This window comes from Faecalibacterium sp. AF28-13AC (genome assembly GCF_003478405.1).
Taxonomy (GTDB): domain Bacteria; phylum Bacillota; class Clostridia; order Oscillospirales; family Ruminococcaceae; genus Faecalibacterium; species Faecalibacterium prausnitzii_E.
The window spans coordinates 184,952-196,979 of the sequence record NZ_QUFG01000005.1; the positions used below are offsets into that span (position 1 = coordinate 184,952).

Consider the following 12,028-nt stretch of genomic DNA (forward strand, 5'->3'; position numbering starts at 1 on the left):
AGATAAACGAGAGGAGTGAGTAGATGGCACTTTCTTTTAACAAATCCAGACGTATGGCCGCTGCGAATCCTGTAATGACGATGGAGGCTTCTGTGAAGGCTGAGCGTCCGGTCGTTGACTCCAATGATGAAATCGCGACTTTGGAAGCTGACCAGGTGGAATCAAATTTCACACGGAGCGGCAATTACACATGGTATGATACATTTTCGGACAATGATTATTCTACGGTCGATTCTGGAAAAGATATTACGCTGAATCCGAATCAGATAAATATTACTCAGGAAAACAACAGTCAGGTCATTCCGTTTGAAATGCCGCGTTATTACGATGGCGTAGACCTGATGCAGATGACGATCCAGATCCACTATGTGAACGCTGACAACAATGAGAATTATACTGCGCCCGTGAACGTGTCATATAGCAATGACAAGATTCGTTTCTACTGGATGGTAAGCAACTATGCAACGGCCAAAGAAGGAGCACTGAAGTTTGAGATCATTGCGACAGGCGCAATTACGGTTCCCAACTCTGGCGAATCCAAGAATTATCTGTGGCGTACTCGTCCGAATGATAAGCTGACTGTTTTGAAGGCCCTTTCTGGTTCTGGAATGACAGACCCGACCGGCGATGACTGGTATACCCAGTTCCTGGCTACTATGAGTCAGAAGGTTGGTGAAGCACAGACAGCGGCAAGCAAAGCAGCGGCAAGTGCACAGGAAGCAAAGGCTGTTGTGGATGGTCTGGCTGATACATTAGCGAACTATTACACCAAGGAAGAAGTCGATGGATTTACGGCTCTGCTCCGTGGTGAGATTGCAAAAGTGGACGGTCTAGCTAAATTTGATGTTCAGTATAGCGCCGAGACACAGACAATCAAGTTTCTGAATGGAGACAAAGTCATTAAAACCATCACCCTGAATACTGACCCTAGTGCAGATTGGGTGACTGCATACAATAAGACGGTCGAAGCAAAAATCGCTGATAAGCTCTCCCCTGTTCAGACAGAACTGGAAAATACAAAAAGCGCTCTGGATGACCTGAAGACTGAAGTGGGGGATCTGCCGAACACTTTGCAGAGCGACTATTATAATAAGGAAGCAACGGACAAGCTGCTGGAAGCGAAGGCCGAAAAAACCAGCGTTACGACTGTGGCGAACGACCTGACGGTGGTGAAAAATACAACTTCTGGCTTACAGACCTCTATTGACACCATCAATGGTGACATTTCTGACATTCGAGAGCAACTAAACAATGTGAAACCCGATCCGAATTCTGGCCGCGAGTATGATATCACTTATGAGGACTCTAAGCTGAGTCTGCTGGAAAATGGCACGGTGAAAACACAGGTCATCATTGAAGGCGGTGGCGGCGGTGGCGGAAACTCCAGCGTGATTACCATCGAGCGTTTGGATGGTTCTGCGTTGACTGTTATTGCAGGCGACCCCGCTATTATCAATTATAAGTTCACTTCTGTGGACAACTCTGGTGACGATACTGGCTCCGCTACTGGCGTCTGGTACGTTGGCAACACAAAAGTCGGAACACAGACCGTCATTCAGGGAACGAATAGCTTTGATGTGACTCAGTATCTGCACAGCGGTGATAATACGGTCAAGTTGCAAGTCACAGATAGCGTTGGCAGCATCGGAACAAAGACATGGACAGTCAATGTCGTTGAGTTCTACTTGGAGAGCTCTTTTGATGATACGCTGGTATACAACGGCGAGGTTACTTTCCGTTACACTCCGTATGGCAATATTTCCAAAACTATCAATTTTACGGTTGATGGAACGCCGCTTGGCTCTACTACGACCGCTGTTACTGGCCGACAGATGACTTATGCGATTCCTGCTCAAGCCCATGGTGCACATCTTGTGGAAGTTTCCATGACCGCTGAGATCAATGGGAAACAGGTTACAAGTAATAAGATTGCTAAAGACATCATGTGGGCAACTGAGGGCAATACAACACCTATTATCAGCTGTGCTACAAAGATGGCAAGCGTAAAACAATATAGTAATGTCGCAATCAATTACACCGTTTATGACCCTTCCAGTTCTACGACCACTGTAACACTGGAAGTTGACGGTGTAAAGACTGGTACCCTGACTGTTGGTCGCACAATGCAGACATGGACTTGGAAATCTGCTAACGTTGGTTCTCATGTGCTAAAAATTGTATGCGGCTCTGTAAGCAAGACAATCAATGTTACCATCGAGGAGCTTGGTATTACCATTGAGCCTGTCAAGACGAATCTGGCATTTGATTTTAACCCTGCCGGTAAAACGAACGCAGATGCAACTCGTTTGTGGACGGATGGCAATAACAGCCTGACTGTCAGCGATAACTTTGACTGGTCTAATGGCGGTTATCAGCTGGACGAAGATGGCGATACCTACTTCTGTGTTAAGGCTGGCACGACAGCAACTATCAGCTATAAGCTTTTTGGTAACGACGCTAAGAAGCTGGGCAAGAATTTCAAGCTTGTTTTTAAAACCACGAATGTTAAAAACTACGATGCTACGGCACTGACTTGTTTGAATGGCGGCATTGGCTTGAATATTCAGGCACAGAAAATCACGCTGACCAGTGAGCAGAACAGTATTTCTCTACCGACCTGTGAAGATGATTTCATGGAGTTCGAGTTTAATATTCTGCCCGATAGTCAGTATAAGGAAATGGTTCTGTGGCTGGATGGTATTCCCTGCCGTGTTGAGCTGTATGATGCGAGCGATAACTTTACACAGACATCTCCTGTGGGCATTACGATTGGTTCTCCTGATTGCGACGTACAGGTTTACCGCATGAAGTCCTACATGATGAACCTGACAGACGATGAGATCCTTGACAACTTTATTGCAGACGCAAAGAACGCAGAGGAAATGATTGAACGTTACACCCGCAACGACATTACGGACGTGAGCGGCGAGTTGAACCCCGACTTGCTGGCTGAGAAGTGTCCAGACCTGCGCATTATCAAGATCTCTGCTCCGACCTTTACGACTGGCAAGAAGAACGAAGTGCCGAATACGACTATTCAGCACATTTATAAGAATGGTCGCGCCGTGGAAGACAACTGGATCGCTACCGGCTCTCACAAAGGACAAGGTACTAGCTCTAATGCTTATGGCGAATCCGGTCGTAATATTGACATTGACTGCTCTGGCGGTTTTACCTTTGGTAACGAGAGCACTGGCAGCAAATATGCATTTACAGAAAACAGCGTTGGCGAGAAGTATTTTAACATCAAAGTCAATGTTGCCTCCTCTGAGAATGCAAATAATGCTCTGCTGGCAGATGAGTTCAACGAGTTTAATCCGTACATTCGTCAGGCTCGCAAGGATAATCCGAAGGTGCGCGACACCATGGCATTCTATCCCTGTGTTGTGTTTATTCAGGAGACCGATACCGCTAATGCAACTGTCTTTAAGGATGGTCAGTGGCACTTTTATGCTTGTGGCGATTTTGGTAACTCTAAGAAGAATAGTGACACGATGGGCATGGACCCGAACAACCACAAGGAAGTCATCATTGAAATCGACAACAATACCGATGCACAGACTCGCTTCTTGAGTGGAGACTTTTCTGAGGAAACTTGGAACGGCGACCACAGTTTTGAATTCCGCTACATCAACAAGAACTGCAGTGAGCAAGAAGTTCAAGATGCGAAAAACGCATGGATTCGTGTGCAGAATTGGGTCGTGAATGCTGATGACGAGGAGTTCAAGAAGAACTTTGAAAATTACTTTGTCAAGGATTCCACCCTGTTCCATTATTTATTTACAGAGCGCCATACCATGGTGGATAACCGTGCAAAGAACGTATTCCCGCACACGACTGACCTGATTCACTGGGATTTCTGCTTTGATTATGATAACGATACCGCTATGGGCAACGATAACGAGGGTGGTCTGACTCTGAGCTACGGCTACGAGGACACTGACACCATCGGCACAAAGAGCGTGTTTAACGCACATGACTCGAAGCTGTGGTGTAAGGTTCGCGACCTGTTTGCGGATGACCTTGCAAAGATGTTCCTGAATCGTGAGAGTGCTCTGGCATGGAGTTCTACCCGTATCCTGAAGAAATTTGAGGATTATCAGGACGTAAAGCCTGAGAAACTGTGGATCATGGACATGCGGCGCAAGTATTTCCGTACTTATGAGGACAATGGAACGACCAGCTATCTGCCTATGATGCACGGTAACAAACGTCATCAGCGGCGTCAATTCCAGCGCTATCAGGAAAAATACATGGCATCTAAATATACAGGTGCTACTTGTACTTCGGATGATATGACCATTCGCGGTTACACTCCGACCAACTGGACGGGCGTGAAGCCCGATGGCACTTTCCATATTATTCCTTATGCTGACACTTACGTCTCTGTGCGGTACGGCTCTAACCCTGTGAAGGTGCGTGGCAAGCGTGGCCAGACTTATGCAATCCAGTGCCCGATCGAGGCTATGAATGATACTGAGGTCTATGTCTATAACGCCTCTATCATCCAGAGTATTGGTGACATTTCTGGCTTCTACCCTGGCTATGTTGATTTCAGCCATGGCGTAAAGCTGACCGACCTGAAGATTGGTTCTGCTGTCGAGGGTTACAAGAATACGAACATGACGGATTTCGCAGTTGGTAACAACACTCTGCTGGAGCATTTGAACCTGCAGAACGTGCCGAACCTGAAGAAATCTATTAGTCTGACTGGTTGTACGAATCTGGAAGAGTTCTACGCTGGTGGCTCTGGGATTACTGGTGTCGCATTCGCTAAAGGTGGTAAGATCAAGAAGGCCGAACTGCCTGCGATTGCAAGCCTGAGCGCTAAGAATCTGAATTATCTGACTGACCTAAAGATTACAGATTATAAGAACATTACCACTCTGACTGCCGAGAACTGCCCGACTATTGACCTAGTTGGAATGCTGGCAAAGTGCACGAGTTTGAACCGTGTGCGTCTGACCGGCGTTGATTGGCAGCTGGATGATACTTCCCTGCTGGATCGTCTGCTGAAGATGACCGGCTTGGATGAAAACGGTTATAACACTGACCATTCTGTTGTTGAAGGTAGTGTCCATGTGCCCATTATGCGTGAGCGTCAGTTGGCAGAGTTTACGGCACAGTGGCCTGATTTGAATATCACTTATAACACGCTGGTTCAGCAGTTCAAGTGGACGTTTGTGAATAAAGACGGCACTGTTCTGGACATCCAGTACATTGATAAGGGTGGTAAGGCAGTTGACCCTGTTACCCGTGAAGAGAATCCGATTCCGACACCTACTGCTGAGAGCACCATCTCTACGGACTTTACTTTCAGCGGCTGGGATACTGAGTTTACGACTGTTTTCAGCAATCAGACTGTTACCGCAACTTATACCGAATCTGTGCGCAAGTACACTGTCCGCTATATGAACCGTGGCGCTGTGCTGCAGGAAACTGTTGCCCCGTATGGTTCTATGGTGCTTTATACCGGCGACACTCCGGTCTATACCGCAGAAGAGACTGCATTCAAGTATTACCTGTTTAGCGGCTGGGATAAGGGTGGTTATGTTGTTGGCGACAAGGATATCAACGCTGTTTATGACGTGTGTGAGTATGTTTCCAACTACTTTGACGGAAAGGAAATCGGTCAACTGCGCCCGGTTGAAATCTACGCAATGAATAAGGTTGGCGTAGAACAGACTGTTGTTGAAGCAAAGGATGAGGTTACAATTCAGCTTGGCAATGACTTCTCTTATGACGATATCACTGAAAAGGTTTTGTTCAATGAGCCGAAGGTATTTGACGGAAAGACCTACGTTGATACAGACGTCACCCTGTTTGATGAGGACAGAGATTTTGTGCTGGCTGTTGATTACAAGATAGACTCAGCTAATGCAAATAACACCGTTCTGATGCAGTGCTTTGAGCAGAATGGCATGAATGGTATCAAGCTCTGGAACTCAAATGGTGTGAAGATGACATGGGGTATTGACTCTGCAAACGGCGCTTCTGCTGGTTCCCGCGATATGATCGTTATCCGACACATCAAGGGAGACAACGGGCTGTATGTCTACTCTTCTAATATTTATGGTTCCAGCATTTCCTACACAAAAATCGCTCGTACTCGCATTACTAAGACGAACGCTACATTGGTGTTTGGATGTGCAAAAGCAGACGATGGTGCTTATGAGAGCCATGCTAAAGGTACTGTTTATTGGTCTAAGCTTTGGTACGCAGACCTTGGTGATGCTGCTTGCCGTGAGTTGGCCGCATGGACACACGATGATCTGGTTGTTGAGGTTGCAAGCTTCAAGAACTTCTATCTGAGTGACAACTCCAACAAGCGCTGCTCTATTACCTTCCTGCAGAAAGACACGCTGGGTCAGAATATGCCGCTGAACAGTTCCTCTTCGAATGCGGGTGGCTGGGCGAACACTTCTCTGCGCGAATATCTGGATTCTCGTCTGGTTGATGCGCTTCCGATTGGTTGGAAACAGCTGGTCAAGCAAGTCAAGGTGCCGAGTTCTGCCGGTGGTAAGAGCAAGGAGATTGTGACTTCGGACTGCTACTTCTTCATTCCGTCTGCGATTGAAGTGAGCTCTTCTATGATCGATGAACCATACATCTACGAAGGTCAGACTATCAGCTACCTGACTGGCAATGAATCCCGCATTAAGCATAACGCAGATGGTGAACCGACCAAGTATTGGCTGCGCTCTCCGTTTGTTAATTACGATGGCTACTTCTACGCAATTGAGGAAACTGGCGAGCTGTATGGCTTCCATTATCCGTCTGAGTCGCTGGGTGTAACTGTTGAGTTCAGCATTTAAGGAGGTGTTGAGAGTGTATTACAAGGTACTTAAAAACGGTCGAGCGATCGATGCTCTTGACCGCCTTCAGTTTGTGAAATACCAGCCGAAACATGGCATTATGGTGAACTGCACGGAAGACGATGCACAGGGTATCATCAGTAGCAATGGCAAGTATATCTGGCATGTAGATGGCTACTATTACATCCCTGTTGATGGTTACGATACTGTTGTGTTGCAGGAAATTGACAAATACGAATATAACCAGATCAAAGCCTTGGGTGGAACCTCGCCTGAGGCTATTATTGATGCTTATACTCTGACACTGATTGAAGGAGGGCTGTTATGAGCGAGGAGAAGAAATATAACGAGTTCGTTGAAAGTTTGCATCGACTCTATCATGACCACAAGGTGCAGAATTCATTTTTGAAGAAGAAGCTTGATGAAGGGCGTATCTCTCTGGATGAGTATGAGTATATCGTGAACGGAAAGGAGGTGTAAGCCATGTACACTTTTTTGATCAATGCAGATAACAGTATTACCGCAAGTCTGACTGAGCGTATTATGCAACGCAGTAAGTTGGTGGATAGCCTCCATTTTCTGGCTGATACGATTTATAGTGGCGTAGACATGACTGAGTATACAGTTTTGCTGGAGTACAAGCTCCCTGTTAGCAAAAGCTATAAAACTGAGATTCTAAAAAAATCTACAGAGCTATACAAAAACAAGTTGGAGTATAAACTGCCATTTGATACGAACCTGACAAGCGAAGCTGGCGATATTGAGTTCTGGCTGACCTTCTCTGATGTTGAGATGACTGCCGAGGGTGAAACGATCCAACATGTGCGCAAGGTTGGCCCAGGCGTGGTACATATCATCCCGATTAGCAACTGGGCAGACGTGGTTCCCGATGAAGCTTTGAGTTCGCTTGACCAGCGCCTTATCGAGTTGATTGCTCTGAACAAGAGTATGTATGACCAGCTGAATATCAATCTGGATGGTAAGGCAGACAACATCAAATATCAGAACAACATCCTACAGCTTACCTCGAATGGTAAAGAGATCGGCAATGCTGTCGAAATTGCAGGCGGCGGTTCTGGTGCAGATTCTCATACGATGCGGGTGGTTCCGTTCTAAGCCATCCGCTCTCTTAATAAGGAGGCAACGATGGCAAAAGAATATTCGAAACTCGGCTACGGCAATGACGAAGATATTGATGCTGCCATTGCTCTTGGCCTGATTGACGAACGTGACATGATCATTACAAAAGACACTTCTGAACTGAAGTATGTGCGCGATGATTTATCCGTTCAAACGATTCGTCCGCGAAATTTGATGTTCAATACGGTTTCGGAAGCAAACAAGGCGCTGAATGCTGCAGATGATTCATATGCTGGGCAGACCGTGATGATAAAAGACAATAAAGGGAAATACGCTCCGTGGGTCGTACAGCAAAGTGCGTCCACGGGGCGCTTTTTAGTTGAACCGTTTATTGTGAGTCAGACAAATTTCCAGTGGACGGAATTCTAAAAAGAAGGAGGAACAAATGGCACAAGTAAAATTTTCATATGGCACGAAAGCACGGTATGATGCCCTATCCCCCAAGGATATGGACACGCTGTACTTTACGACTGATACATTACAGTTATTCAAAGGCACTGCTGAATACACGAAAACCAGTAAGATGGTCTCTGCTCTGCCGACGACTGGTCAGATTCAGGGTATCATCTATTTCCGCATGACAGATTATAGTATGCACATCTGGAACGGCGTGGAATTTGTGCAGCTGAATAAATCCACAGTAACTCAGATCCCGGCAGATGCAACCGACAATGATATTCCGACCACCAAGGCTGTCGCCGATTATGTCAATGCCAAGGTTGCCGCAGTGGAAGGTATCAAGGGTAAATTCGTTACAGATGTTACCTATAATGCTGGTGTGTTGAGTGTGGCAAAGGGTGATGAACCTGTTACCACTACTCTGACTGGTGTTGTTCATGAGCCCACCTATGACGCAGAGACTCGCACAATCAAACTGCCCGTCTTTGGTGGTGATACACTGACGATTGCGCTGGGTAAGGATCTGGTGGTAAAGAACGGTACTTATAATACCAAGGACAAGAACATTGAACTGACACTTACCAGTGGCGATGTCATCAAGATTCCGGTTGGCTCACTGATTGATATTTATACAGGTGTTGCAACCCCGTCCGCTGAGGTGACTGTTTCTGCAGATAATAAGATCAGTGTCGCAGTGAAGGTTTCTGCAAAAGCAAATAATACGCTAACGCTTGAGGAAGATGGTCTGTATGTTTCTGTGCCTGATGCGTACACAAAGACCGAAGTTGATACCAAGGTCAAAACCATTCAGGATGCACTTAATACTCATGCGAAGGATACTACCGTACATATCACTGCAGCAGAACGTGAAGCATGGAACGTAAAAGTGTCGCAGACCGAATTGAAGAATTCTCATGATGATGCTGTTTCTGTGGCTGCTGCGGATGCTACCAAGAAGGCTGACGCTGCTCTCGCTGGGGCTAAAACCTATACAGATGGTTTGAATACTGCAATGGATGGCCGCGTGAAGGTGGTTGAGAAGGCTCTGACTTGGAAACCGATTGATGATACCGGTGCAAGCGCTGAGACATAATAATCTAATATGAATCCCTGCATTCTGTAATGGAGTGCAGGGTTATTTTTTATCGAAAAGGAGTTTTCTGATGTCAAATTTATCTCTGCGCGAAATTGCGCAATCACAGCTCGATTCGACTCCTGTAATTGATGGACAGCTTATTGTTTGCCTTGACACGGGAAACGCCTATCGAGACACTGCTACGGCTCACGTAAAAATCGGAAGCGATTTAGAGGTTGTGAGTGACTTACCATTGGCTCCTCTAGCCGAAAAACTTTATTACTTGAAGCCTGATAAACTGTATGTGTTCTTGGGTGGGAACTGGACACTGCTGAATGATAAAACTATCGATTTAGACGAAGCTATCGCAAAGCTGCCTGCCGGAGATTCGACCTCCTTGAATGATGATGTGGAGATCATCACACAGGATACGGACATTACGCAGTCGCATTATTACCGGCGCAAGTTAGTAGTGCTATGGGAATACATCAAAACAAAGGCGCAAGATTTCTTTGCGGCGAAAAACCACCAGCACGGAAAAGCAGATATCACTGACTTTCCTACCTCGATGCCTGCAAGTGATGTATATCCGTGGGCAAAGGCGGCAACAAAGCCGAGTTATACAAAAGCAGAGGTTGGACTGGGAAAGGTAGATAATATTGCGGATGCTGATAAAACAGTTAAGCGGGCAACTACTGCCGGAACAGCAGACAGTGCAAATAGTGTTGCATGGGGAAATGTGAGAGATAAGCCGACGACATTCCCTGTTGAAGCGCATAACCACGACGACAGGTATTATACCGAGGCTGAAATGGACGGGAAGCTTGAGAAAAAGAGTCCCACAGACCACACGCATGATTTGAGTGAACTTATAAGTGGGTTAAGCATAGGAAATTCTACCACATTAAACGATAGTGTCCAAATTATCACACAAGATACAAACACCGCAAATCAAAAATATTATCGGCGTCCTTTGACTGTTCTGTGGGATTATATTAAATCCAAAGCAGACAGTGTATATTCTGCCATTGGTCATAACCATAAAATTCAAAATTTAGAGGACTATACAACGCGAGTTTGGGATGCAACGATCGTTCGGCAAGCTGATACAGTATTGGCAAGTCCTCAAGATAAAGATGGTATAGCAACCTTTCGCAAGTTGGACAAAAATGATGTCGGCCTAGAGAACGTGGACAACACCGCAGATAAAAACAAGAATGTTGCGACTGCCGGTATAGCTACCACAGGTGTCCGAGATTATAATAACGCAAATAATACCATCAAAATCGGTTGGCAGGGTGCTGACCTTGATGCCAAAACTCTTGCTTATGTTGCTGGTTATACGTCCGATAAGAAAATACACCCCGCCTCAAAAGACGGAGTTCGTAGTTGGCTTGGTCTTGGAGATTCTGCATATAAGAATACGAAATCACGTTCAAACAAGGGCAGCACAGACTGGACAAATAATGCAACAGACGATGCCATTGTACCTACTATGTCGTTTATGGCGTATTGGGATGGTGCATATAATTCTAACGGTGCATCGAATTTATCGTATTGTGACCGTGGTAGATTTGGAACAATCGTGACTAAAAATACTGGAGATTACGCGGTTGCTGGACACACACATAATAGTATAAAAGATGTCGGAGATGGCAGAACTACCACATTTGCCTACTCAAAAGACGGTATGAGTTATGCAGATTATACTTGGCTCGCCGGTTGGAATGGTTATGAACTGAGAGCTGTTCATAAGAGTCAGTTTGCTATCGCAGGACATTCTCATTCGTTTATAAATTCCGTTGGAGTAAAAAACGCACAAACAGGCAGGAATCAAATATATGGTAATGTGTATAGCTACAATTCAAACGCATCGGCTCATACTGGAATGCCAACTACTTATACTTCAACAATTGGATTCGGTCAAGGCGCATCCGGTACTGTTGAAATCTGTGGCGAATGGACAGGTGGTAAAGGTTTATGGTCAAGAGCATTGCGAGATTGTTGTGACGATTGGTATGGTTGGCAGCGCATCTATACAGAAAACTATCACCCTAGTGCTGACGTAGCAAATAAAGCAAACTCTGCCGATTATCTCAACTTCACAGCAGGTAACGAAATCAACTTTACAGGGACGCCAACAAATAATGCTGTCTATTTTGGATATCGCAATTCAACTATAAATGATTACAGGTTCTGTAACGGCAGTGGTGGTCTCACAAAAGTAACCGCGGCATCATTCGATGGTAAAGCTACAAGCGCCGGTACTGCTAATAGCGCAGGCAACGGTGTCACCGCATCGGGCAAAACTGGTGCTGGTATTTATTATGTTAGGTTTGGCAATGGTACTCAAATGTGTTGGGGTTTTTATAAAGAATCCGATCATTCTGGCAGTACAAGTTTCCCGGTTGCATTCAATAATTCACAGTATAGTATTTCGCTGACTGCAACTACATCATCAAATAACGCCTCATATATAACTGGTTGCTCTACAACTAGCTTTTCCTATGCAAGACACGGCATGTCATATAACGATGTTCAGTGGATCGCGGTCGGTACTTGGAAATGAGTGTTGCTTTATTAGAAAGAAGAGGTGAAA

Annotated in this window: 7 protein-coding genes; all 7 read left to right on the forward strand. The window is 45.6% G+C overall.

The window, feature by feature from the left end; genetic code table 11:
* Window positions 1–23 precede the first annotated feature (23 nt).
* The 7 genes from DWY95_RS09005 to DWY95_RS09030 all read left to right on the forward strand — a co-directional run bounded on the left by DWY95_RS09005 (window position 24) and on the right by DWY95_RS09030 (window position 11,998).
* Window positions 24–6,815, forward strand: coding sequence for a DUF6273 domain-containing protein (locus tag DWY95_RS09005; RefSeq protein ID WP_118553260.1), 6,792 nt, complete (start codon window positions 24–26; stop codon window positions 6,813–6,815).
* A 13-nt stretch (window positions 6,816–6,828) separates the two neighbouring features.
* On the forward strand, window positions 6,829–7,143 hold the full coding sequence (locus DWY95_RS09010) for a hypothetical protein (RefSeq protein WP_118553261.1): 315 nt from the start codon (window positions 6,829–6,831) through the stop codon (window positions 7,141–7,143).
* Window positions 7,140–7,295: a hypothetical protein gene (locus DWY95_RS17075; RefSeq protein ID WP_158577553.1), complete on the forward strand. Its 156-nt coding sequence runs from the start codon at window positions 7,140–7,142 to the stop codon at window positions 7,293–7,295. Before DWY95_RS09010 ends, DWY95_RS17075 begins: the two co-directional genes overlap by 4 nt.
* A gap of 3 nt (window positions 7,296–7,298) precedes the next feature.
* Window positions 7,299–7,931, forward strand: a complete 633-nt coding sequence (locus DWY95_RS09015) for a hypothetical protein (RefSeq protein ID WP_118553262.1) — start codon at window positions 7,299–7,301, stop codon at window positions 7,929–7,931.
* A gap of 30 nt (window positions 7,932–7,961) precedes the next feature.
* On the forward strand, window positions 7,962–8,324 hold the full coding sequence (locus tag DWY95_RS09020; protein ID WP_118553263.1) for a hypothetical protein: 363 nt from the start codon (window positions 7,962–7,964) through the stop codon (window positions 8,322–8,324).
* 16 nt (window positions 8,325–8,340) lie between these two features.
* Window positions 8,341–9,447, forward strand: a complete 1,107-nt coding sequence (locus DWY95_RS09025; RefSeq protein WP_118553264.1) for a hypothetical protein — start codon at window positions 8,341–8,343, stop codon at window positions 9,445–9,447.
* Window positions 9,448–9,517: 70 nt separating this feature from the next.
* Window positions 9,518–11,998, forward strand: a complete 2,481-nt coding sequence (locus DWY95_RS09030; protein WP_118553265.1) for a hypothetical protein — start codon at window positions 9,518–9,520, stop codon at window positions 11,996–11,998.
* Window positions 11,999–12,028 lie beyond the last annotated feature (30 nt).